This window comes from Mesorhizobium ciceri biovar biserrulae (assembly GCF_001618845.1).
Taxonomy (GTDB): domain Bacteria; phylum Pseudomonadota; class Alphaproteobacteria; order Rhizobiales; family Rhizobiaceae; genus Mesorhizobium; species Mesorhizobium ciceri.
Genome location: NZ_CP015064.1, coordinates 899,161 through 922,198 on the forward strand (window position 1 = coordinate 899,161; position 23,038 = coordinate 922,198).

The window sequence follows — 23,038 nt, forward strand, 5'->3', positions numbered from 1 at the left end:
TGACGGCTCAAGCCCGAGCCGCAAGCTAGCGGGGGAAAACATGGCACATCTGCGCCGAAATTTGTGGGGCCTTGCTGCTTGGGATCCGATCATCTAGTGGTATGCGCGCGCCGTCGCGGAAATGCAGAAACGCCCAATCGCTGCTCCCGGGAGTTGGCGCTGGCAGGCGGCCATCCACGGGTTCCACGACGGCTTGATCGAGCCCGGCGACGCGCTTCCGAACGACGACGATATCAAGGATTACTGGAACCAATGTCAGCACGGCAGCTGGTATTTCCTGCCCTGGCATCGCGGCTACCTTGCCGCCTTCGAGGCGATCGTTCGCGCGGCCGTTGTCGGCCTGGGAGGGCCACAAGACTGGGCACTGCCTTACTGGGGTTGCAGCAAGCCCGAGTGGCAGCGTTTGAGGCCGGAATTCTGCGTGCCAAAATTGCCTGACGGCCAGGAAAACAAGCTGTTCGTGACTCAGCGGCGCGAACACTTCGAAACCGGAGATGTCGGAATTGATCCGCGCGGTGTCGCGCTCGACCGGATCCTGATCGAACCTCGATTTGGCGGTAGTTCCTCGGGCGGGTCAACCGGATTTGGCGGACCTGAGACGGACTTCTTTCACGGACCGGGTGCGTCCGGTGCCCTGGAGGGCGGTATACACAACTACATCCATGGCAGGGTAGGTGGCAGCGGCGGCTTCATGTCGAGCTTCGAGGAGGCGGGCCTCGACCCATTGTTTTGGCTGCATCACTGTAATGTCGATCGGCTCTGGGAGGTCTGGAGAGGCCGCGATAAGGCTCATGTCGACCCCGCTGAGGCGCTGTGGCGTACTGGTCCGCGAACGAAGAAGTTCAAGGTGCACGGCTCGGACGGCAAGGTCTGGAAGTTTACTTCGCAGCAAATGGTGGACACGACCGCGCCACCGCTTGATTATGATTATGAGAATGTGGCCGATCCGCTGGCCGGGACCCCGAAGCCGCCACATCTCCGCCCATTCGCCGCTGCGCTCAGGAAACCAGCAGGGAAACTAGGCATGATCAGCAAGCGCAAGACTGGAGTTCGGGTGCTCGGCGCATCGACGCCGGGCGTGAAGCTCGGATCTGGGCGCAGAAGTGCCACGGTCGCTATTCAGCGCCCGAAGAAGACAGGCCGTCTGAAGGGGTTGACCGGGGGCAGCATGGATTTGGGTCCAGATCGGATATTGCTCAATCTTGAGAACATTACAGGCACCGACCGCGGCCAGGCTTATCGCGTCTACGTCAACCTGCCGGACGATGGTAACCCCGACACCGACGAGCGACATATGTAGGCATGATGTCCTTGTTCGGCATTGACACGGCGAGCGCCCCGAACGGCCCGCATGCGGGCAATGGTCTGAGCTACGTCTTCGACATCACCCGACTTGCAGCCGAAAGACCCGGCGGAACACGCAGCGCCGATGAAATAACCATCGACTTCGTTTCGGACGACCAAGATGTCAGCGCCGAAGCGGCGGAAGTTGGGCGAATTAGTATTGTTCGCGAGACGCCGTGACGGATTTGGCCCATTTACTCAATCAGTATAGGCCGCGTGGGTTGATCGTGGTCGCAGGTGGGGCGTGGCTGGCGCTTCTTGGTATTGTTCCGGGACTAAACTTGCCATCGCTTTGCGGCATTATCACTCCCCAGACGTGGTTCGCTGCTGACTCGCCAGTGCCATCGCTTCTTCTCCTCAATCCGCCCGAGGAGATTCTGGCCGGTTGGATTGTCATGTCGCTAGCAATGATGCTGCCAATGGCCATTGGCCAGATCGACCATCTTGCTGACCGTATAGGTGAAGGGCGCCTGGTGGGACAGGCAGTGTTCGTCGTCAGCTATTTTGGCCTATGGTTGGCAGGATGTGCGCTTCTCACATCGACCGTTCTCGTCTTCCGGATGATCTTCCAGATACCAGGGGCCCTTACAGTTGCCCTCGGAGCGGCTACGGCGGTTCTCTGGCAGGAATCTCGTATCAAGGCATTAGTTTTGCGACGATGCCATAGCCAACCACCTATTAGGTGGAGCGGAGCCGGCCTCTTGGTCGATAGCACGCGATTTGGTGCAAAGACGGGTCTTTGGTGGTTCATTGGCTGCTGGCCCTGGATGCTGCTTTGTATGGTCGCACCCTACGGCGTGCTCACCATGGCGCTAATCTCGCCGTTTCTCTGGTATGAGCGATTTGCGCGAACCTCGCCATTCCGGTTAAGTGCGGTTGCTCGACAATCAAGGCGGACAATGAAGACCCAGTAGGCTGCATTGGTCACGCTTTTGCTTGCCGTCGACGACAGCGAGCGCCTAGTCTAAGATCCACTGACCACATTTTTCTGATTGCTGCTAAGGGATCATCAGCAGTCTGAGCCAGAAAAAAGCTCGTCCTATCGATAGTCGGCGAAAGCAATGAATTCCTGAACAGGCGAGCCTTAGGCATGCCGCAAGAACAGCCGTGGACGCAGGGGTTGATACGCTGGATAGAGAATTCATTCTCCTTACTGTCCTCGCGTTTGCCAGACCATACTGTTTGTTTTTGTTGAAAAGGCGACGTCCCTCATCGATCACGATCATCGTTATCGATCAATAGCTTAAGAAGCGGTTTGCCAGTTCGATTCAAGGGGTGTCCAGCTCCTTGCCGATCGCATTTGTCTGCTACTGAATGGCAGCTTTGCGCCGGTGGGTTCAACCGGTCGTCGCAACACCTTTAATCTGAGAGGATTGGGAGGTGTCGCATGGTGACGTCACGGGTTTGGTTTACGTCAGAACAGAAGGCCGAGTTATGGGAGCGCTGGAAGCAAGGTCAGAGCATTTCGTCGATCTCGCGGGCACTGGAGCGCCGGAACAAGGGCGGCGTTCAGCGGATCGTATCCTTACACGGCGGTATTGCTCCGTCAGCAAGGCGTAGGGCGGCCTCGGCGCTTGAGCTGGGGGAGCGCGAAGAGATCTCTCGCGGGATTGCGGCAGGTCTTGCCATCCGCGCTATTGCACGAAGTCTGGGGCGATCCCCATCAACGATATGTCGGGAGATCTCTCGCAATGGCGGTGCACAAACGTATCGCGCAACCCGGGCCGACAAGCAGGCTTGGCAGCGCGCGCTACGCCCGAAGCAATGTCGCCTGGCGCGCTCTGGACGGCTACGGTGGCGGGTGGCGCAAAAGCTGGCGCTGCAATGGTCGCCGGAGCAGATTGCGGGCTGGCTGAGGCGAGCGTACCCAGGCGATCCAAGCATGCGGATATCTCATGAAGCGATCTATCGCAGCCTATTCATCCAGTCGCGAGGGGTGCTCAAGAAGGAACTGACAGCGCATCTGCGCACCAAACGACAGATGCGGCTTGCCAAGGTGCACAGAGCCGAACGGGGCAAGGTCAAATCCTCGATATGGTCTCCATCGCGAGCGTCCCGCAGAGGCGGAGGATCGTGCCATCCCAAGCCATTGGGAGGGTGATCTGCTCACCGGGGCGAACGACACAAACATCGTCACCCTCGTCGAGCGACACAGCCGGTTCACGATGCTTGTGAAGTTGGCGAGAAGGGACTCGGCGACCGTCGTGGCGGCCCTCGCCGAGAAGATCGGCACTTTGCCCCAAGAGCTGCGGCGCTCGTTGACATGGGACCAGGGCAAGGAGATGGCTCGTCATAAGGGCTTCACCGTCGCAACCGATCTACAGGTCTACTTCTGCGACCCGCGCAGTCCCTGGCAACGCGGCAGCAACGAAAATACCAACGGTCTGCTCAGGCAGTACTTTCCGAGAGAAACCAACCTCTCCCATGTCTCGCAGGCCCAACTCAACGGCGTCGCCCTGCGGCTCAATCAGCGCCCCCGAAAAACCCTGGACTTCGAAACGCCCGCCGATAGGCTACAGAAGGTGTTGCAGTGACCGGTTGAACCCACCGCCTCATTTCAGTCATTGACGTAATCTCTGCTGCGGCCTCAAAGCTGACTTCGAGCCCTGATATCGCTGGCGATCTTATCTGCTGGCGAACGACAACGAACCTAGTGGAGGACGGATGCCTAAGGTCAAAGGTGAGAGCGCTCTCAACAAGGAGCGCGCCAAAACAGAGAAACTCCTTAAAAAGATCGGATACACGGCCTTGAAGGAGGCCGGAGTGGAATCCAAGCGACCCGACCTCCCAAACCTAAAGATCGAAAAGCGAGGGAAGTAGCGCGCCACTCGCGTATTCGCGTCGGATCAGCCGATCCAACGGTCGTTGACATGGCTTACGAGGATCGAGAGCGCCGTGTTGAAGGGTCGTAGGTCCCAGTCTGACCGGCCGCGCAGGTCCAGCAGGCTGAACACCTAACCACATTTCGCCCGTGATCGGCCAGCGTTGCGGTGTCGATAGTCGGATCGGTTGCGCGGGGTCCTGAGCCGCCTTGCGGTAAGGATTTGAAGCGCATGGCTTAGTCCAATCGCTGGTTGTCGGGAAGATTGCGGCATGCGCTGGCCGAACGCGCGGGCAGCGTCAGTCCATTACGAAAGAAGGATGGTAGCTCTTGTTGCCACGCCGGTCGAAGTCAAACTCGTAGACGATGCAGGGCGCGATCGCGTGATGTTGTTGGCCGAGGTAGAACAGGATGCTGTTTGGGACTGACGCGAACAGATGGACGACAGCGTCGGGGTCCTCGGCTTTCGCCCTCCGCACGGCGTTGGCGATCTGCTCGGCCAATGCGGCGCCGTGTGCGCCTCCCGCGATGCTCTGTTGTCCTGGTCCGCCGGTGAACGAGAACTCGAGCATCATGCCGACGCTGAGCGAGGCCTTCGCAATGTAGGCGCGCGCCTGTGGCGCGACCTCCTGCGCCGCGCTGACTAGGACGGCGATACCGCGGCCTGCCCCAAGGGACGTGACGGTCTCTACGAAGCGGGGGCCGACGGTCCCGTCGTTGGCGCGCCATGTTCGCGCGCCGACCCGACCCTTCTGGACGAGCTGAACGTCGACACCCGACTTTACGTCGAGCACCGTACCCGCGAGGAAGGCGATTGACGCGTGCGCGTCCAGGATTAACCGGAGTTGGCGCGAGCGGGCGGCTGCCGAGGCGAGGAACGGCTCGACTCGGGGCCGGATGGTCGTCTGCCAGTCGCGCCCGTCCTGCAGATAACGCTGGCGGAAGTCGTCGGTGAGCGACAGTGTGTTCTCGGGCGTCGCGCCGGTCAGGTCGGACGCCGGCCCGAGAAAGCTGCGAATCGCGATTGGAAGGTGCGAATCAGCCCCCTTCGGAATCGTGTCGAGAAGGCCCTCCTCTCGCGCTAGCGCGAGGAGCGTGTCACGTGTGAATGCGGCGAGACCACGTGATTTCAACTGGCGTGCAAGTTCGTCGTAGCGGAAGTCCGAGTCAGCAGCGCTGCATGTCAGCATGCCGACGACCTTGGCCTTTAAATTTATCTGCGAACGCAGCTCATCCAGCGACCGGTGGCCGTCCACGATGCGGAACCCGCGAAGGACGTTCCTCAGCGCATTGTCGTCGGGAAGCGCGAGGTGCTCGCGCCAGCGCTTCCTGACCTTGCCGAGCTTACTGCGGTCGGTCGTCCCATCGAACAACCGCTCGAGCATGAGCGTTCGGTCGTTGCCCGACACAAGGGGAGCGAGCGGATCGGTTGGCGACACACGATAGGTCGTCAGGAAGGTGAAGAGCGAGGGCGCACTCGTTACCGCCTGTGCGTTGCGTAGGCGCTCCAGCAGGGAGAAGGACGTTGCTCCAATGAAGTTGGGATCCGTGAAGTCCTCGTAGCCGAAATGTCCACCGCGATCGACGTGATACTTGACCTGGTGGTAGTCGGCGTGAATGCGGTCGGGACCCGACCGGGCGACGGGCGGATCATACTTGACCACCACGTCGTCGAACGCTTTCGGCCCGCTGGCCTCGAACGTGACTTCAACGACACATGACGTGTCGTCGAGAAGGTTCAGCGCGTTTTCCCAGAACACGCGCGACTGGTAGTTGTCCCCATGCCAGCGAGCGGTGACAGCCTCGGCCATTCTAGCTCTCCCTCGCTGAACTGGCTCGGTAAGATCCCACGGCGGTCATGTGGCACCGTCTTTAAAGGGCGGCGTGGGACGGATCGACTTGGCCAGCTCGAGTGCCCGCACGGCGGTGATGGGCCGGTCGGGATAGGCGTCAAGGACGAGCGTCGGCATCAGTCGCTGTGTCAGGTCTGAATAAGTGAAGCCGGGCCTGACGTGGTCCTCGCCTGTGGCCGATACGATGCGCTCGACATCGCTCGGCCGCAGGCCGGCCTCGGTCAGCGGCCCGTCGAGCACCGCGCGGCGCTGTTCGGAGTTTGGGCGGTGGAACGAGAAGATCTCGGCCGCCCGCCGCTGGACGGCAGGATCGATCGCGGACAGGCGGTTCGTGCACAGGATCACGGCCGCCGGCACCCGCTTGGCAGCGAGTTGGTCAACACCCCGGATGAAGGCGTTGACACCCGCGCGGTCCTCGTGATGCATCTGCGCGTCCTCGCGACTCTGGGTGAGCGCGTCGGCCTCGTCGACAAGGAGGATCACGCCGCCCGTTGCGCGGCCGTCGCCGCGCTGTAGTCTGGTGGCTGCCTCAAGGGTCAGGTCAAACGCTGCCGACACGAGGCGCGTCATCTCGCCGACCTTTCCGCTGCCGCGCGTGGAGAGGCTAAGGGGATAGAGCGTGACTGGGATATCCTCCTGACGCGCAATGGCGTCGCCGATTGTTTCGGCGAGCTCGGTCTTGCCCGAGCCGACGTCGCCGGCGAGGATGACGAGCGGGGGTCGGCGCTCCAGGTAGTCAAGCAGAACCTGCGCGTTCGGGTGATGTTTCTTCGCCCACGCGCGCGGGCCGGCGGGGTTGACGAGGATGCCGAGCATCTTCGTCAGCCGCTCCTTGGCCTCGTCGATGCCGACGAGTCGAGTAAGGCGGCGTCGGGCGTCGAGGTCGGGAAACTCGAGGCGGCGGTCGAACAGCTCGCCGATTGTCATGCGTTCGCTCATCGTTAGGTCCTCACGCTGCTGCGTCCAAGGCCCCGACCGCCGGCAGAGTAGCTGAGGTCGTCGCTCCAGGCACCGGTCTCAAGCGCAGGCGCCGAACTATGTGTGCGCTGGATCGGCAGGCTGCTCTCGATGCTCTCGCGCTCAGCCGGGGTCAGGTCGAACCAGGTCGTCGAGTAGCTCAGGAACGACGTGAAGCGCGCGCCCGTGATGTCGATCCCCGGCCTGATCTTGCCCGGATCGTCGTCGGCGATCAGCGAGCCGCCGGGGATCGCGCGATAACGGACAGACGCCGGTGTCCAGAGCGAATTGCGCTGGAAGCCGTAGACTACGTTCTCAACGGCGTCGTGCTTGAGAAGACCCGCCAGCTCGCCCTCGTACCGGTCGATCCAATCGTCACTGGGCGAGCCGTAGAAACGCTGGAACCGCTTCAGGTCGGTCGCCACCTTTGACGCGATGTAGCGCGCGTGCGTGATCGTGAAGCTGCTGGTCTCGGTGCTGGTGTAGCTGCTCATTGGTGGTTCCTACACATCAAAACTCGGTCCGAAGACCTTCTGCCAGTAGCGGATCGTCTCGCCTTTGGAGATGGCGCGCAGCGCGGCGTCGATCGCATCACCAGCGTCGATTGCGGCGTCCACGATGAGCGCCTGGTTGGTGGTGTTGTAGAGCTTGGCAACATTGTTCTCGCAGTTGACCGGATCCCAGATGCTGACCGGATCAGACGTAGGGCTGCAGGTGCCGGCGGGATAGTAGTCGGTAAACGAAATCATCGACCGCAGCTGATCAGTCGCAAGGAAGGTGAAGAAAGACTGCAGGGCCTCGGGATAGTCGTCGAGGACGACGCCACGGTCGGCGAGGTGCGCGACGATCATCTCGATCATGAACGACTTGAACCGAAAGTTCCCGCTTGTGTCCTCGCGCTTGCGCAGGCCCGACCAGAACTTGATGAGACGCACCACTTGGGCGAAGTGCTGCGGGCTGGCCGCCTTGCGCTTCCGAATGAAGTCAAGGTGCATGGGGACGCTCGTCATGAGCCGCTCTCCCGTCTCCTGCGAGATCAAGTCGCCGCGCCACTGAGGATCGCCTGAATAGAGGATCGGCACAATGTCGACCTCGTTGCCGGTAGCAATGAACTGCACAGAGACCGAATAGGTCTTGCGCGTGATCTGTGACGGCTTGAAGTTGGGGAACGCGGTCTCTAAGCGCTTGGCGAGCCATTCGATCAGGTCGCGAATCGAGTGCGGCGCCGATTCCGTCGCGACGTAGCAGGCGACATCGATGTCGCTAATCGACTTGAGCGCGGTCCCCTTCGCCAAGCTTCCCGACAGCAGCATCTTCTTAAGCCCGAAGTCGGGATGGTCGACCAGATACCCTTCCAGCTTGTCGCGCAGCCGGTTGGCCTGTGCGCGAAGTTCCGACGCGTCCTCCCGTTTCAGGTTCACCCTGCTGTCCGCGAACAGGACAATGTCTCTGTGACCGACGTGCTCACGACTCATGGCAATCTCCTTGGTCATACACATAGTGGCCAATAAATAGCTATTCAATAAGTATTTTATCATGGCATGACGTTGACAGAGTAGCTATCTGTTCCATATCAGAGGTCGAGCTGATGGAGAACCGAATGTCCAAGCGGACAATGACGCTCAACCTAACTGACGCCGAAATGCGCGCTCTCGAGAAGCTGTCCTTGCGTAAGGACCTTAGCAAGACCGCGGTTCTGAGGCAGGCTCTGCGCCTGTACCAGATGCTGGATGCCAGGATGGAGAAGGGCGACAAGGTCGTCTTTGAGAACGACGGCACGCGGGAAAAGACTGAGCTAATGCTCCTATGACAGGTGCTTCGCCTGTCTTTCTACGGGATGTCGCGTCCGGCGGTGTTGTCGCCGCCGAACTCGTATGCGGCATCGATGTGCCGCATCTGCTAGACTGGCACAATGCGTGGCAGCCTGAGCTCGGCGCCATCAAGGCGACGCTCTACAAACAGGGCGTCCCGAAGTCGGAATGGCCGCAGTCCGGCCATTGGCGCTGGCCGGACAAGGTAGAAGAGGGAGGCCTGCTGGGCTTCGAGACGTTCTGTGTTACCGCCGCCGGGATGACGCAGGCCATGATGCGGGTCAACGTCGCGACCAAGGAGTCGCGCCTGGAGGACTCCGCTGGCAAGCCGATCGCCTATGTCGACTATCTGGAGGTTGCGCCCTGGAACCAGCCGATCGTTGGGATGCAACGGCGTTTCAAGGGTGCCGGCACGATCCTCATGGTCGCAGCCGCCGCGCTGAGCGTCGACCAGGAGTTCAAGGGACGTGTGGGGCTGCATGCGTTGCCCCAGTCGGAGGTCTTTTACCGGGACATAGGCATGATAGACTTGGGTCCCGATGCGGAGGTGCCTGGAAAATTGCATTATTTCGAGATGACCGCCGAGGTTGCTCAGGCGTTGATTGCGCAGGAATGAAGACGATGCGATTTGAAAGAACTAAGGAATGGTGGTTGACCCGCATCGGCGGGGAGGCTGACGTTCTCATTGGCGCGAGCAGCGGACTTGCGGAGTCTGACACCGACGCCCCTTATAAGGGGAGCGTGGCGGGCGACCAGTCGCCCCCTTCATTCAGCGAGTTCGTACATCTTCTGCGTCGCCGCGAGGGTCTGTCCGTCGATCAGTTCGCCGAGGCCGTCGACATCGAGCTTACCGATGCCCAAGCCATCGAGGAGGATCCGTTCTATCGGGTTGACGCCCGCACCGTCTGGGCGATCGCACGAACCTTTTATCTTCCGCAGGGCACATTAAACGAGATGGCGGGTGTCGTCGTTGCTAACGACGCGGAGCCGTTCGTCGACCAGCAGCGCTACGCCGCGCGTTCGGAGCTTCGAAGCGCGCTCTCCGGCAACGAGATCGCTCTTTTAAACATAGTGGTATCCGTGATTGAGGACAGGGCGCGGAGATGAGAAACGTAGCGCTCGGGCCACGCACGGCCGCCGACATCGACGGCCAGGTCAAGAAGATCCTTCGCGGATTGGGAAACCCGGAACCTCCGATCGATTTGCGGATGGTGCGCGAACTGCTGAAGCTCGACCGGCAGTTTTACAGTTCCACTGACGATGGCTTCGTGCGCGAAGTCTTCAGTCGCATGAAGGTTGCGGGTCAGCAGGTGCTACAGCGCCCAACGTTGCTTAAGGAGGCCATCCAGAAGCTGAGCCTGAAGGCGCTTTATCTCCCTGATTCGAAGCGTATTCTGATCGATGCGGATGTCCCGCAGCTCAAGCACCGCTGGAACGAGGCCCACGAGATCGGTCACAGCATCATACCGTGGCACGAGGGCATAATGTTCGGCGACGACACTGTCACGCTGACGCCGCACTTTCACGAAGAGATAGAGGCCGAAGCAAACTACGCTGCCGGCCGTCTGCTTTTTATGTCGGATCGCTTCGGTGCGGAGGCGACGGCCAGGGCGCCGTCGCTCGACCTTATCCGCGGGCTAAGCACCCAGTATGGTAACACGATCACATCGACGCTTTGGCGGTTCGTCGAGCAGGCCGAGGCGCAGCGCCCGATGGTCGCGTTGGTGACGGGTCATCCTCACCGCAGCCGGCGCAAGGCAGACTTCGATGCCGCCAACCCGTGCCGCTACTGCGTCCAGTCGCCACTTTTCCGCGCGAACTTCGGCCGCCTGACTGACGCCGACCTGTTCGGTATCGTCGCCGGATATTCGGGGCCGCAACGTGCGGGTCCGCTGGGCGAGGCCGAGGTTCGCCTCGTGAACGACGACGGTCAGCGCCACCTCTTCAATTTCGAGACGTTCTTCAACGGCTACGAGGCGCTGACACTCGGTGTGTGGCAGAAGTCCGAGCCGCTCGTGCACTGAAGGCGGCCGATGACAGCGGCCGATGACAGCCGTGTGACAACTGAGATGAATGAGATCCTGAGATCGTCGCGAATGACGACCGCTATTGCCGTGCCAAGCGATTTAAGCGGTCAGTCTGCAAACGGCTCAGTTCCAGCCATTGCCATTGATCACCGGAACTGACGGAATGGGCAGGCCTATTGATGTCAAAAACACACAACGCCCTTTTGATGTTCGCTTTTTGTGCTTCGAAAGTCGCATAAATGGCAGACTGGTGTGCCGTCCAGAATTATCTGTCGTCGGCGTCCAGAATTTATTTGTCGTCAGCTGTACTGCTAAGTGGCTCATATCCCACTGCTTTCGCTCGAATAGGTTACCAATGCCCTTCGATCACAAGGTTACCATTGTGCCCCAACGACAATTAATTTCGAACTGGCGCCAAAGCGGTGATTCATTGAGACAATTGCGGCCTCGATTGGTAACCTAAGGCCATTCATTAGGCGCATTCGTAACCCACCAGCGACAGGTTTGGTAACCCTCAACGAACGACTACCGCTCACACTCGGCGGATGCTGAAGCCCGCAGATTCCGTCCGCGGCGGCGGCTCGACACATAGGTCATTGATCGTTTTCGCGATGGGCCCGGCCTCTCCGAAGTCCGGATTAATTCCGGACAACAACAGTTAATTCCGCGCGCCACACTGGTGTGACGTCCGGAATTAATTGGCCTTTCACGGGGTTTACCAGTCCGGAATTATGGGTCGCTTGTGGGTGGCCTATGTGATTGAAAACAGGAGTGTTTCTAGCTGAAGGTAGGAGTTTCCAATGCAAAGATCGAGTTTACCAATGGCCTCAATGATAGTTAATTCTGGATTGGCATTAAGTGATTGGATTTGCGTAGAATATAGCCGCCCTATTGGTAAACCCGCTCACGGTCGACAACGGATTGGTCAACCTCAAGACGACAGGATTGGTAAACCGGAGCAGCCCTTTCGACCAAGGTCCAGCTGTGCGCCTTCAGGCGCGCCTTCGCAGGCTGCGTGGCGATGCAAGGCGTGATTGTCACGACAGATATAACTCCAGCTGTTACTCGGTGGTCCTGTTCTGCCGCTAGGGAATAGCGCACGGTGTCGAGGAAAGAGTTCGTGCCACTCAACCTGCTCGCCAAGTTGGCAGGAATCTCTCGACAGGCAATTTGGAAGGCCTGCCTGCGTGGCAACTGGCGAGGGCACTCCCTAGAGGTGCGCGTCATTCAGGGTAAGGGCGGCAACGCGGGCAACCAGTATCTTGTCAGTTTGACTTCCCTCCCACCGGAGTTGCAACTCCGGTTAGGGCCCATTCAAACGCAGGTCCAAAACCCTTCGAAGCAGATCGCAACCCGAGGCCGGCACGGCCGAGCGGACAAAGGCAAGAAACGTGTTGTCATCAGTCGGCAGTGGGATGCTCTGGTACCGTTCAACGTTCTCACCAAGACAAAGATTGCAGAGGATCTAAAACGGGAAATCCGAGGCCTTCTTGCGGCCGGCGCAGCTTCGCGCTTACGCGACGAGCGGATCGAACGCAGCCATGATTTTTCCGCCAGCGCGGCGTCGTCCATTCCGAGGTGATGCTGCCGGAAAATGCACCGGAGGCATGGCGCGACCGCGAGAGGCTGTGGAACGATGTCGAGGCGTTCGAGGTCCGCAAGGATGCCCAGCTCGTCCGCGAAGTGGAATTTGCCCTGCCGCGCGAACTCAGCCAGGCGCAAGGCGCGGCGCGGGAACGTGATCACTGCAGAAATGTGCAGGGGCGTCGAGGCAGTTTGCTCCGCCACATGGTCGGAAGCGTGCCGAGGTGCTCTCATGTCCAGCGCTTGGCCGCGGCGAGGACGATGGGCGACGACGAACGCCGTGTCCATGCGATGGAGCTGCATGACGCACTTGCAGTCTCTTGCCGGGCAGACGGCCACCACTAAAGAACAAGCGCGCGATCTTATCCGGTTGATCGGCACCGACTGGAATTCGCTTCTGCGCGAGGCGCGGCAATTACTCCGGCAGCGGCTTCGCTAGGCAAGCGTCAGGGCCTCGATCGTCGTGTCGGTAATGGACTTGCCGGAACCGTCTGGCGCTGGCGGAGTTATCGCTCGCAATCAACGAGGAGGGTTCCCGGCATGGCAACGTCCAAGGCATCGAACAAAGGTCTCAACGACCTTTTCCACGACACGCTCAAAGACATCTATTTCGCCGAGAAGAAGATCCTGGCCACCCTGCCCAAGATGGCCAAGGCCGCTCAGAGTCCGGACCTGAAGGCAGCCTTCGAAAAACACCGCGAACAGACCAAGGAGCATGTGGCCCGCCTCGACAAGGTTTTCGAGGCGATTGGCAAGAAGCCGGCAGGCAAGACATGTGCGGCGATCATCGGCATCACCGAGGAAGGCGCCGAGATCATGAGCGAGTATAAGGGCGCGGCTGCGTTGGACGCCGGTCTGCTGGCCGCCGCCCAAGCGGTCGAGCACTATGAAATTTCCCGTTATGGCACCATGCGGACCTGGGCCTCTGAACTTGGCCTGACCGACGCGGTCAACCTGCTGGACCTCACGCTCGGCGAAGAGAAAGAGACGGACGCGGCCTTGACCGAACTCGCCGGGGCCGCTGTCAATGTTGCCGCTGAAGCGGCATAGGAAGACCTTCCGGCGCCCTGGTGACTGTCAGGGTGCCCACGCAAGAGGGCTTCATGGAACGACTGTTTACGACCATGGCCGGAGCCGTTGCCCGCGCCACCGGTAGACCTTGGGCTTTCGCTCTCTGCGTCGCCTCCGTTATTCTATGGGCCACCTTGGGGCCAAGGTTTCAGTACTCGGAGACGTGGCAGCTCATTATCAACACCAGCACCACGATCATCACCTTCCTGATGGTGTTCCTGATCCAAAGCACCCAAAACCGGGATGGAGCGGCCATTCAGGCCAAACTTGACGAGTTGATCCGGGCCGGTGACGGAAAGAATGACTTCATTGGCATCGAGCACCTCACCGAAAAGGAAGTCGAGGAAATGCGCGCTCTGTGCCTTCGCGCAGCCAATAGGAAGAAGAAAGCCGAGTCCCAACTAAAAAGGGCGGCGGGCCGACGGCCGAAACGAAAGTCGCCACCGTGACACGTGGAACCGGCACGTAAGTCCCGAGCTCAAGTTCAAAGGACGCAGCTATCCCGTCATCCTCGGTTGCTGATCGGCCAACAGCTCTCTGAGAAGGCGGACAATTTCTTCCGGTCCGGCCGGCTTCATCACTGTCACACCACGTGAGAATGCCTCGTCGCGATCCTCGACGCCAAGACCGGAATACACGACGAAGGGCACATCCCGGCCAGCCAGCGTTCTTGCTGCCTCAACGCACTCACCGTCCGACAACCTGACGTCCAGGACCGCTGCGGCAGGGGTGTGGTCGGCAAGAAAGCGCTCCGCTTCGGAACATGACGATGCCAATGCTACGGCAAAGCCTGCCTCGCGAAGGGCGGACTCCATCTCCAGGGTAATCAAAGCTTCGTCGTCAACGACAAGGACCAGAGATTTGTCCATTTGAGGCACGATTTGCACGTTACGCGAGGTTGTTTTCCGTCCGTGACTAAGCTTGCATGTCGCAACAGGCTGAATCAAGAGCAGCATCGTGCGCAGGCCGCGAGGCACGAGCGGTTGGAACAAATTGGCCACGGCCGCGTTGTGGGCGGTTAAACAGCAAGGGGTTTGGGGATGGGTGAAGTGCCGCACGCGAATGTTGTCGCGTTCAAGAACCAAGTAACATCCGGTGGGGATAGCCGGAACTTCAACTACCAGGATTTCTTCGAGAACGGCGCCCTTGCGCTCCATCTGGTGAGCGGCGACGGTGTAATTCTGCATGCCAACCAGGCCGAGCTCGACCTTCTCGGCTATCCCGCAGAGGATTATATCGGCCGCCACATCGCGGAGTTCTATCCGGACCGGGAGGTCATCGAGGACATTCTGAAACGGCTCACCCATGGCGAAAAAATCGCAAGATATCCGGCGAGATTGAGGGCTCGTGATGGATCAATCAAGCATGTCGAAATTTCCTCCAGCGGCCACTTCAGTGACGGCGAGCTGATCCACACAAGGTGCTTCACTGTCGACGTAAGTGATCTAGAGCGCACGCGGACTGAGCTGAGGCGGCAGGACAGCACCTATCACCAGGTCCTCGATAGTCTGCCGGTCGCCATCTACACGACCGACCCGGATGGAATCATCACGTATTACAACCGAGCCGCCGCCGAGATGGCGGGCCGCGAGCCCGAGATCGGCAAGGATAAATGGTGCGTGACGTTCAAGCTGTTCACGCCCGACGGCAAGGAACTGCCTCACGATGAGTGTCCGATGGCGATCGCGCTCAAGGAGAACCGCCCTGTACGCGACCAGCAGGCCATAGCGCAGCGTCCGGATGGATCCTTCTTCCCCTTTCAGCCCTATCCGACCCCGATCCGCGATGAGACGGGCAACCTGATCGGTGCCGTGAACATGCTGTTTGATCTCACCGACCGCCAGCGTGCCCTGGAGGCCAGGCACCATCTGTCGGCCATCGTGGAGTCCTCATTCGACGCAATCATCAGCAAGGATCTGAACACCGTCATCAAGAGCTGGAATCGCGGTGCCGAACGGCTGTTCGGCTACACTGCCGAGCAAGCAATCGGCCGGTCGGTGACCATGCTCATCCCGGACGACCATCAGGATGAGGAACCCCGCATCCTCGAACGAATCCGCCGTGGCGAAGCCGTCGACACATACGAAACGATTCGTCAGCGCAAGGACGGCAGCCTGGTTCCGGTCTCGCTGACGGTATCGCCTGTACGCAACGCGACCGGGCAGATCATTGGCGCATCCAAGATCGCACGCGACATCACGTCCGCAAGGGAGAACGAGCATCGTATTCGCATGCTGATGCGCGAGGTCAACCACCGGGTCAAGAACCAGTATTCCGTCATCCTTTCGATGATCAGGGAAACCAACAAGCGCGCCGAGAACCCCGCAGTATTCGAACGGCAGGTTCGTGAGCGGATCATGGCCCTGTCACGCTCGCACGATCTGCTTGTCGCTGGCGATTGGAGAGGCGTCACCGTTTTTGAACTGCTGCTGTCGCAGGCTAAACCTTTCGGCAATGAGGGGCGCATTTCCATGTCGGGACCATCCATCGTGCTGAGTCCCAATGCCGTCCAATATTTCGGCATTGCCTTCCACGAGCTTGCGACCAACTCAGCCAAATACGGCTTGCTTTCTGGCGATGACGGGACGATTTCGGTCCAATGGGACGCGACAGGCTCTGGTGCCTCGAAGCACTTCCACCTCTCCTGGGCGGAAACAGATGGGCCGAAGGTCCAGAAGGTCGGCCAGGGCGGCTTCGGAACCGTGGTGCTGAAGCGGGTGGCGCCTGAGGCGGTCGGGGGCAAGGCCAATCTTGAGTATGGCCCCCATGGCATCACCTGGACGCTTGAAGCGCCGTTGGCCGCCGTCGCATCTGTTGAGAAGGACGTCTAGAAGTCATCGGGTCCCTGCCTGCCAACGTCTGTTTCATCTCAGCCGGACGGTGAGGCGGTCGGCAGCTTACCCCGATGTAGAACGGTAATTGTCGAAAACGTACCGACTATAGCGCTCTATCTGCTTATCGCTAACGTGCTGATGTGTGCTGTTAGAGGGGTAGCAGCGATGACCCGACCCTACAATTCCCCAAAGTGGCGTGGCCTATCCCGATGATCTTGCCTTGCTGAAACGCGTTTATGACCATGTGTGCCGGGAGCAGGGTATAGCCGATGGCAGTTCCGAGGCTGCGGACCTGGCGGCCCGTGCCATGGCCCTTTTTTCGCACGGTGTCGTCGACGAGGCGCTGCTTCGCGAACATCTCAAACGGTTCGGCCCCAACGCCAGCCAGCCCTCCCTCCTCAGGCCTCGGGTAGTTCCCACGCCTCAGCAATCCGCATTCTTCATCAAAACGACCGTGTGTGGCAGCGGCCACATGACGAACCGGAATCCGCATATAGGAACCTGCTGCTGCGGAATATGAGTGCAGAAGACTTGGCCCTGCTCAAGCCGCAATTGCGTACAGGATGTCTTCCGCTCAGAACACCGCTCGAAACCGCAAACACTCCGATCAAGGCCGTCTATTTCTTTGAGACGGGGATCGGCTCGGTGGTGGCGAAGCTACGGCCGGAACTCGACGCCGAAGTTCGCGTCATCGGCTTCGAGGGCATGACCGGCTCGGCACTGATCATGGGGGGCAACAGGTCGCCGCACGACTGCTACATTCAGGTGGAGGCCGAGGTCCTCGGCATGGACGCAACGCCATTCGCGCAGGCGCTCTCGGACAGCCCCACCCTGCGGCTCTTTCTGCTGCGCTACGTCCACTACGCCCAAGTCCAGACTAGCAAGTGCGTCGCCGGCGACAAGGCCGCGTGTGGGACTCGAGCGAAGCTTGGTGCGCAGCTGAGAGCCGCCGGCATAAACCCGGCGCCGGTCTAGGGGCCATGCAGTGGAACCTGGCGATCTGCCTTGGCATCGTTCTGGCATTGAGCGGCTGCGCAGCGGATTATCTCAATCACTACGACAGCGTGACGCTCTCTGCCGGCGACGCCAATCGCGCCAATAGCCTCGCCCAGACAGTCGCCCCGTTCAACCCGAACAGTCAGAACACGCATATTGAGGGCGACGGCCAGCGAACAGCTGGAGTTATCCAGGCCTTTCGCGGAATCCCGCTGACACCGCCAGGCCAAGGTGCGCGCCAAGGTGGCGGCGGGGACTCTGGCAATCATCCATGCGATCTGCGCAATGGGGTTGACAGCCTAGGCCGGGCTTGCGGTGAACGTGCCGCCGAAGCGAAACCGGGCGGCCGCACCGGACATGAGGCGAACTAGCAATGCTGCGTAGAATGCGATCGCCTCGCCGGAGGCCACTTGGCGTGGTGCAAAGGCGCCTGATCTTGGTGACGGTGACCGCGGCTGGCGCTCTGGCTGCGCAAACGGCCATGCAACACAGCGACCGCATACCTGAGTTCCATCTGCCGAACTGGACCAGCGCGGGCCTGGCGACGATTGCGGCGTGGCATCCGTCATCGACGGCGACACGATCGAAATCCACGGACAGCGCATCCGCTTCAACGGCATCGACGCGCCGGAGAGCCAGCAGCTTTGTAAAAATGCGAGCGGGGCCGACTATCCCTGCGGCCGGCGATCGGCACAGGCGCTTGACACCTTCCTGGCCGCGTCGAAGCCAGTGCAATGCTCATTCGTGACCTGGGATCGCTATCACCGCTTTGTCGGCGACTGCCAGCGTGCCGATGGCGCCAGCGTGGGCGCCTGGATGGTCGAGCACGGCCAGGCGATCGACTGGCCCCGCTACAGCCATGGTGCCTATGCAGTGCAGCAGGGGAAGGCGGAAGCGGCGAAGGTCGGGCTGTGGGTCGGAAAGTTCCAAGCGCCGTGGGAATGGCGCGCCGGGCATGGAGACGATGCCCAACCGGCGGTGAGCCAACCGCTCGGCACCATCAGCCGTCAACAGGTAGCGCAAAGCTACTCATGCCAGCCGCGGCGGAAATGCTCGCAAATCAGCTCGTGCGACGAGGCTCAATGGTATCTCAGTAATTGTCCGTGGGGCGGCAAGCTCGACCGGGATGGCGACGGGCAGGCGTGCGAAACCTTATGCTAGCAATGGCGACGATGACAGCGAGACTAATTGGACTGGCTGTGGCTTTGTGCCTGCCCTTTCAGATGGTTGCGCTTGCGGCGGGAGAACCGACTGTGGTCTCCTGCAAGTTTGAGCACCTGCCTCCGATGCTGCTAACGTTCCGTGGCGGGATGGGAGCTAACGACAATACTCTGCAAGTCGGACAAAACCCGCCCGTTTCGTTAAGCGTCGGATCAAGTTTTGATGGTTGCCGAAATAGGGGCACAGGAGCTGACGTTTTCCCTTCGAATGCCCACCTCTGTTTCCATAGCCGCGCCTGGGAATGACGTCATCACATACTACGGAGACTGCATTAGCTCCCTACAACCGCGAGGATAACCGGTGCGGCTACTTCTAAGGGCTGATGGAGCCGAGCGGCGCAACTGGCTGGATTTATTCTCGGCTCCGTTCGACCCCTCCGCCAAAGAGATCGGCTACAAGGTGCGGGCCGAGGAGATCACGCCGGTCTATCGCAAGCTCAGATGAACTCGACCTCACCACCAAGCGCATTGCCATCCTCACCAACCACTGGAGGGGCAAGGGCTCGCACTGGGTGATGCCGGAGAGCGGACTCCTTTAGCATATGCTTGACTAGAGAAGCGTCGTAGTGCTTCTGCTTAGCTGGGGTCGGAGGCACGTGCATGACTGCATATGTTAGACGAGGTCTTGTGGAAATCGGGGGGAGCCCTGCTCCGCGGCGGCGTCCGACCAAGCGCCCTTCCTTCCGCGAACAGGTGGCGGTCGCGGCGCAGTTGCTTGCTGCCCTCGCCAACGACAAGCGCCTGTTGACACTAATTCATTTGATGGATGGCGAAAGAACGGTGTCAGATCTGCTCTCCCCAGTGGGCTGCACTAAGCACTCCATTTCGCTACATCTAAGAGAGCTCGTCGAACATGGAGTTCTCGAGTGCCGCGCCGAAGGCTCTTGGCGGTACTATTCCTGCAAGTCCGAAGAAGCCAAGGCTATCATCAGGGTGCTTGATGATCTGGCCAGAAATAACGAGCTTCCAGCATTACCATCTTGGGTCCCGCAGCGACCTTGCAGAAAGAGGCGATCAAGGTAGGCCGTCCGATTGGCTTGACAACGATCGTTCGCTCCACCGAGTTGCGAGCGCGTTACAAAGATCGAAACACACCATGGGACAAGCTTGATCAAGGCCGGTAAGAGGCGTGGCCACCGCAACCAGCGCAGGAAGGATAAGGACATCAGGTTTGTCGAGCCAGTTGATCGAGAGCCTGATTTGTGCGTGCGCGCAGCGGCCGGCGAGCACCCATCAAATGCATCGATTTTTGCTGGCATAGCGCCTCAGTCGGCGTCGGCCCTCTTTACTATGGCTCTCAAAAGAATTGCGGCCGATAGCGTGACAACCTCGAATGATATATAACGATTGCCTAATGTGCGTGCATTTCGCTGGGGGCAATTTTGGGCATGTCCAGTTCTACAAACCGAAAGGTGCTTTCGAGGAGCGTGGTCGAAATGGGCCTCTTCTCCGCGGTGATGAACACCCTGGTGCTAATTCTGCCTCTCTACATGCTGCAGGTATACGATCGGGTTTTGCCCGCGGCCAATCTGGATACTCTCACCTACCTAACCTTGCTTGCTCTATCGTCGCTCTTGCTGTTCGGCGTGCTCGAAGTCGTGCGGGGTGTATATGCAAGCCGACTCGCCGCGCGACTGGATGTCTCTTTGGGCGCATCGTCTTTTCTCGCCGCAATGAGCGGCCCTCGCGCTGGACTAGGCGATGTGCAAGCCTTGCGTGACTTGGCCACCCTGCGGGGATTTATCGCCTCGCGAACCATCTTTTTTCTATTCGACCTCCCTTTCGGGCCGATCTTCGTGGGCCTACTTTATTTCATCCATCCGTTTCTCTTCCTAGTAACTGTTATTGGAGCGGTTCTCATGGTTTCCATCGCCGTGCTGAACCAGATTGCGAGTTCGCGACCTAACAGGGAGGCGGCGGAGAATCTTAGCGCCTCAATGAATTCGGCGCAGGCCTTCGCGCGAAACTTCGAGACGGTCCGTGCACTCGGCATGGTGTCCAACGCGATAGAGTTCTGGGGCGCCCGTTTTTCCGGCTCGCTGCACGCCTCGGATGGGCTCGCTCGCATCAACGCATTTTACGGCGGTGTGTCTCGCACCACGCGATCGGTACTACAAATCGCGATACTAGGCGTCGGCGCTTATCTGGTTCTGCACAACGAGATGACCGCCGGTATGATATTTGCGTCCTCGATGATCTCGGCGCGCGCGCTCCAGCCCCTTGATCAGATCATTGGAAGCTGGCGGCAGGTCATCGACGCCAATCTTGCGTGGAAGCGGCTTTCAGCTGCCCAATCAAGGTCTGGACCAAAGGACAATGTTGCATTGCCGACGCCTCAAGGGGCGTTGAGTGCTGATCAAATAGTCTATCATGTTCCAGGTTCTGCCGACGGTGCGCTGCCGCTGATAAAGCGCTTGACCTTTGAAGTCTCCGCCGGCGAAACAGTTGCGATCGTCGGGCCAAGCCAGGCTGGAAAATCGACGCTGGCGCGCCTCATAGTCGGTGCCATTGAGCCCCGTTCCGGGGCGATCCGCATCGATGGCGGCGATATTCGCAACTGGGATCCGGAGGAACTCGGCCGTCATATTGGCTATCTTCCGCAGGATGTGGAACTTTTCCCAGGGACCATCGGCCAGAACATTGCGCGTTTTGAGCCAGACGCGCCTGATGAGAAATTGGTTCAAGCAGCCCAGCAGGCGCAGGTGCATGAGCTTATCCTAGGTCAGAGGGATGGATATTCGACGGTGATCGGCCCGACCGGCGTCCGCCTCTCTGGTGGTGAGCGTCAGCGCATTGGGCTTGCGCGCGCTTTTTACGGCGATCCCAAGGTCCTGGTTCTCGACGAGCCTAACGCGAATCTTGATTCCGAAGGCGAAGCCGCGCTCGAGCGAGCGATCATCCGAGCCCGTTCACGAAAAACGACCGTGCTCGTCATAACCCACCGTCCCTCCCTCGCTTCCAAATGCGATCGTATACTCATGCTGCGCAATGGCCAGGTTGAGATATACGGTTTGACCAAGGACGTGCTCGACCAACTTGCCCAGCGACGGGGCCAAGCGGCGGCCGCGGCCGCTCAGTCGCATGACAACGAAGGCGTGGTGCCTTTCCCGTCACCTGCTCGCGTGGAGGTAAAGGTCGCTAATGACGGTTCCTAGCCAAACTATCCAGACGGGCGCCAAGGTGTATCGCTGGCAGCGCAACATCGATACACGCACGGATCGGATCACGCTGGCGGGATATGCAAGCGTCGCCGTTTTCTTGCTCGGCTTCGGATTCTGGGCGGCCACCGCACCGATTGGGGGAGCGACGATCGCGCCAGGGGTGGTCGCAGCAGCCGGGCAGAATGTCATGATCCAGCACCTCGAAGGAGGCGTGGTTAGCAGCATCAAGGTCCGGGAGGGTGACAGGGTCTTAAGAGGCCAGGCCCTGATCGTGCTCGATCCGACGGTGGCGCAGTCCCAGCTCAACCGCGTTCTCAAGCAGTGGGTTGCACAAAAAGCTGAAATTTCTCGGCTCGAAGCAGAGCGGGACAGCCTTGACAAAATTGTCTTGTCCACTGACCTCGGAGCCTATTCAGGCGCTTCCGAATATAGCGGTGTCTTCGGCGAGCAAAACAAGGAATTTCAGGCGCGGCTAGCGCGTTATGGCGCGGAACAGGGGATTCTGAAGCAAAGGGTCGCAGCTCTTCAGGACGCCGTGGTCGGGCTAAAGGCCCAGAAGGAGGCCGCGGAAAATCAGCTTGCGGTCGTCAACGAGGAGACGGAAAGAAAAAAAGACCTGCTGAAAAAAGGGCTCACGAATCGTTCCGAATATACCGATCTTCTGCGCAGCACTGCCGAGCTGGTGGGCCAGGCAGGATCACTGGAAGCGCAAATCGCGAGCTCGGCGACACAAACTGTGGAAGCCCGTCAGCAGATTGAACGGCTCACAACAAGCCGGGTCGAGGATGCTGTCACGGAATTGAACAAAGCGCGGGCCCAGGTCGCGGACCTCGAGGAACAAATCAACGCCGCTCGATCAGTTCTGGATCGGACGACCATCCGGGCGCCGGTGGACGGCATCATCGTTCGATCGCTCTACAATTCCGAAGGCAGCGTCATCCGTGCAGGGGAGGCGGCGATGGAGCTTCTGCCGACCACGAACGAGCTCATCGTCGAGGCCAGGATAAAGCCCGAAGACATCGACTCAATTCGGATCGGGCAGGACGCAAATATGATGTTCACGGCGCTCAATGCGCGGACGACGCCGAAAGTACCCGGAAAGGTGTTCTACATTTCGGCGGACCGCCTGATAACACCCAGCACGGGACTGCCATACTTCACCGTCCGGCTCAAGATGGCCGACAAGCTGCCACCCCAGGTCAAGCCCGAGCAGATCTATCCAGGCATGCCGGTCGAAACATTCATTTCAACCGGCGAACGGACGTTTCTGGCTTATCTTACCAAGCCCCTGGTGGATTCGTTCCAACGCGCCTTCCGGGAGAGGTAGGCCCGCCCCACCTCTGAATATCGGAAGCTCGA

The 23,038-nt window shown here is 59.8% G+C and carries 20 protein-coding genes and 3 pseudogenes; 18 read left to right on the plus strand and 5 right to left on the minus strand.

Translation table 11 applies throughout. From position 1 onward, the window contains the following. Window positions 1-121 precede the first annotated feature (121 nt). The 3 genes and pseudogenes from A4R29_RS04140 (at window position 122) to A4R29_RS04155 (ending at window position 3,886) form a co-directional block, all read left to right on the plus strand. Window positions 122-1,524, plus strand: a pseudogene (locus A4R29_RS04140) (tyrosinase family protein). Then, complete coding sequence (locus A4R29_RS04150) at window positions 1,521-2,258, plus strand: copper chaperone (protein WP_063171250.1); 738 nt, start codon at window positions 1,521-1,523, stop codon at window positions 2,256-2,258. The pseudogene A4R29_RS04140 and the gene A4R29_RS04150 overlap by 4 nt, the downstream one beginning before the upstream one ends. 473 nt (window positions 2,259-2,731) lie before the next feature. Continuing rightward, window positions 2,732-3,886 (plus strand): annotated as a pseudogene (locus A4R29_RS04155) (IS30 family transposase). Between the two features lie 578 nt (window positions 3,887-4,464). Here A4R29_RS04155 and A4R29_RS04160 read toward each other — a convergent pair. Genes A4R29_RS04160 through A4R29_RS04175 form a run of 4 tightly spaced genes read right to left on the minus strand, consistent with a single transcriptional unit; the run spans window position 4,465 to window position 8,450 of the window. Beyond that, window positions 4,465-5,976 carry an SAVED domain-containing protein gene (locus tag A4R29_RS04160; protein WP_063171251.1) on the minus strand — a complete coding sequence of 504 codons (1,512 nt, stop codon included), beginning with the start codon at window positions 5,974-5,976 and terminating at the stop codon, window positions 4,465-4,467. A 45-nt stretch (window positions 5,977-6,021) separates the two neighbouring features. Continuing rightward, complete coding sequence (locus A4R29_RS04165; protein ID WP_063171252.1) at window positions 6,022-6,957, minus strand: AAA family ATPase; 936 nt, start codon at window positions 6,955-6,957, stop codon at window positions 6,022-6,024. Between the two features lie 2 nt (window positions 6,958-6,959). Next, the gene (locus tag A4R29_RS04170) at window positions 6,960-7,469 is read right to left on the minus strand and encodes an HORMA-1 domain-containing protein (RefSeq protein ID WP_063171253.1); all 510 of its coding nucleotides are present in this window, start codon (window positions 7,467-7,469) and stop codon (window positions 6,960-6,962) included. Window positions 7,470-7,478: 9 nt separating this feature from the next. Then, window positions 7,479-8,450 carry a CBASS oligonucleotide cyclase gene (locus tag A4R29_RS04175; RefSeq protein ID WP_063173563.1) on the minus strand — a complete coding sequence of 324 codons (972 nt, stop codon included), beginning with the start codon at window positions 8,448-8,450 and terminating at the stop codon, window positions 7,479-7,481. Window positions 8,451-8,575: 125 nt separating this feature from the next. Between A4R29_RS04175 and A4R29_RS04180 the strand changes: the two genes are divergently transcribed. The 7 genes and pseudogenes from A4R29_RS04180 to A4R29_RS04215 all read left to right on the plus strand — a co-directional run bounded on the left by A4R29_RS04180 (window position 8,576) and on the right by A4R29_RS04215 (window position 13,917). Beyond that, the gene (locus A4R29_RS04180) at window positions 8,576-8,785 is read left to right on the plus strand and encodes a ribbon-helix-helix protein, CopG family (protein WP_063173564.1); all 210 of its coding nucleotides are present in this window, start codon (window positions 8,576-8,578) and stop codon (window positions 8,783-8,785) included. Continuing rightward, window positions 8,782-9,402 (plus strand): hypothetical protein, encoded by a 621-nt coding sequence (locus A4R29_RS04185; protein ID WP_063171254.1) that lies wholly within the window; start codon window positions 8,782-8,784, stop codon window positions 9,400-9,402. The genes A4R29_RS04180 and A4R29_RS04185 overlap by 4 nt, the downstream gene beginning before the upstream one ends. Before the next feature lie 35 nt (window positions 9,403-9,437). After that, window positions 9,438-9,893 (plus strand): helix-turn-helix domain-containing protein, encoded by a 456-nt coding sequence (locus A4R29_RS04190; RefSeq protein ID WP_145923729.1) that lies wholly within the window; start codon window positions 9,438-9,440, stop codon window positions 9,891-9,893. Beyond that, window positions 9,890-10,810 (plus strand): ImmA/IrrE family metallo-endopeptidase, encoded by a 921-nt coding sequence (locus tag A4R29_RS04195; RefSeq protein ID WP_063171256.1) that lies wholly within the window; start codon window positions 9,890-9,892, stop codon window positions 10,808-10,810. Before A4R29_RS04190 ends, A4R29_RS04195 begins: the two co-directional genes overlap by 4 nt. Window positions 10,811-12,314: 1,504 nt before the next feature. After that, a pseudogene (locus A4R29_RS34840) lies at window positions 12,315-12,742 on the plus strand (MobA/MobL family protein); the annotation flags it as partial. A 195-nt stretch (window positions 12,743-12,937) separates the two neighbouring features. Then, entirely contained in the window at window positions 12,938-13,447 is a 510-nt protein-coding gene (locus A4R29_RS04210; protein ID WP_063171259.1) for a YciE/YciF ferroxidase family protein, read from the plus strand. 53 nt (window positions 13,448-13,500) lie between these two features. After that, a complete protein-coding gene (locus tag A4R29_RS04215; protein WP_063173565.1) occupies window positions 13,501-13,917 on the plus strand; it encodes a low affinity iron permease family protein in 417 nt (138 codons plus the stop codon). Between the two features lie 48 nt (window positions 13,918-13,965). Here A4R29_RS04215 and A4R29_RS04220 read toward each other — a convergent pair whose 3' ends face one another. Then, complete coding sequence (locus tag A4R29_RS04220) at window positions 13,966-14,424, minus strand: response regulator (protein ID WP_063171260.1); 459 nt, start codon at window positions 14,422-14,424, stop codon at window positions 13,966-13,968. Window positions 14,425-14,508: 84 nt separating this feature from the next. Between A4R29_RS04220 and A4R29_RS04225 the strand changes: the two genes are divergently transcribed. The 8 genes from A4R29_RS04225 (at window position 14,509) to A4R29_RS04255 (ending at window position 23,006) form a co-directional block, all read left to right on the plus strand. Next, window positions 14,509-16,299 (plus strand): PAS domain S-box protein, encoded by a 1,791-nt coding sequence (locus A4R29_RS04225; RefSeq protein ID WP_063171261.1) that lies wholly within the window; start codon window positions 14,509-14,511, stop codon window positions 16,297-16,299. A 534-nt stretch (window positions 16,300-16,833) separates the two neighbouring features. Next, on the plus strand, window positions 16,834-17,277 hold the full coding sequence (locus A4R29_RS04235) for a cyclic nucleotide-binding domain-containing protein (RefSeq protein WP_145923730.1): 444 nt from the start codon (window positions 16,834-16,836) through the stop codon (window positions 17,275-17,277). Between the two features lie 5 nt (window positions 17,278-17,282). Beyond that, window positions 17,283-17,669, plus strand: coding sequence for a hypothetical protein (locus tag A4R29_RS32590; protein ID WP_082827293.1), 387 nt, complete (start codon window positions 17,283-17,285; stop codon window positions 17,667-17,669). Between the two features lie 184 nt (window positions 17,670-17,853). Beyond that, the gene (locus A4R29_RS04245; protein WP_244506888.1) at window positions 17,854-18,459 is read left to right on the plus strand and encodes a thermonuclease family protein; all 606 of its coding nucleotides are present in this window, start codon (window positions 17,854-17,856) and stop codon (window positions 18,457-18,459) included. Between the two features lie 360 nt (window positions 18,460-18,819). Further along, a complete protein-coding gene (locus A4R29_RS34445) occupies window positions 18,820-18,963 on the plus strand; it encodes a hypothetical protein (protein WP_161491065.1) in 144 nt (47 codons plus the stop codon). 155 nt (window positions 18,964-19,118) lie between these two features. Beyond that, entirely contained in the window at window positions 19,119-19,541 is a 423-nt protein-coding gene (locus A4R29_RS35315; protein ID WP_082827294.1) for an ArsR/SmtB family transcription factor, read from the plus strand. A gap of 365 nt (window positions 19,542-19,906) precedes the next feature. Continuing rightward, window positions 19,907-21,673: a type I secretion system permease/ATPase gene (locus A4R29_RS04250; RefSeq protein ID WP_082827295.1), complete on the plus strand. Its 1,767-nt coding sequence runs from the start codon at window positions 19,907-19,909 to the stop codon at window positions 21,671-21,673. Next, complete coding sequence (locus A4R29_RS04255; RefSeq protein ID WP_082827296.1) at window positions 21,660-23,006, plus strand: HlyD family type I secretion periplasmic adaptor subunit; 1,347 nt, start codon at window positions 21,660-21,662, stop codon at window positions 23,004-23,006. The genes A4R29_RS04250 and A4R29_RS04255 overlap by 14 nt, the downstream gene beginning before the upstream one ends. The last annotated feature ends 32 nt before the right edge of the window (window positions 23,007-23,038 follow it).